An 883-nucleotide genomic window follows, 5' to 3' on the forward strand; every position below is an offset into this window, starting at 1 on the left:
TTAAATCAGCATACACAGCCATAATTGAAGAGAATCCAGATGACAGGCTTTGAAATGTATAGGGTTCTTTGTGTGGCTGATGAACCTCAAAAGAAAACGAGTCCGATTGGAAAACTAGTCTAAGCTCTTCATCTTCAAAGAGGCTCTGTAAATCGCTCTCTAGTTTTATAAACCATTTATTAATGCGCTCAGCTTCTTCTGGGTCATTGTTGATCTTCTTGGATTCAGAGAAAGCTTGATTGGCAATACTTGTGACGAGGAACTCTTCAAATAGAGATGATGCAGTCTGGCTTTGATGTGGCCTTGTTACAGAATGTAGGTCTTTTTCTTTTAGACTACTCAATGATCTAACTGAAGACGGTTTTAAAATGTCTGACTTTCTTCCGGCTTCGAAAGAAATAAGGAGTGCTTGAAAATCTTTGTGTTTTAAAACAAACCCCTCCAGATCAGATAACGTTATAGGTGGTTGGTTGGCTTCTTCTATTTTTTGAACAATATTTTTTAATTCTCGAGCCCAAGAGTCATAAGACTGGTTTGCGGGGCCCTCACGCTCCAAAATTTCCTCGTAAGATATTTTGCTTCTTTCTAGTTGCTCCAAACTTGTGTTGTCTTTCTTGACTATGCGGTCATTTAGTTTTTCGTAAAGATAGTTCAGTAGTTGAGTCTTACCGCACCCATTCCCGCCAGTTAATATTAGCGTTTTCCCATTGACATCTATGTCTACTTCTTTATCAGAATAAGGGATTTTAGTTTTAATTTTAGTCAGATAACCAGACATATTGTTACTCCAAGTAATACTCACTCGATTGTATAGCAAAGAACCATTAATCGCTTTTATATTTTACGTTCATGCAATTTATGCGGGAACAACTGGGTATAAACC

General features: G+C 37.5%; 1 protein-coding gene. It reads right to left on the reverse strand.

The genetic code is table 11. The annotated features are described in order from the left end of the window. Positions 1–778 (reverse strand): ATP-binding protein (locus tag AB4496_RS07530; protein WP_372130764.1); only part of this gene is annotated, 778 nt, incomplete at its 3' end. Positions 779–883: the final 105 nt, after the last annotated feature.

This window comes from Vibrio sp. 10N.222.46.A1 (genome assembly GCF_041473595.1).
Taxonomy (GTDB): Bacteria; Pseudomonadota; Gammaproteobacteria; order Enterobacterales; family Vibrionaceae; genus Vibrio; species Vibrio tasmaniensis_A.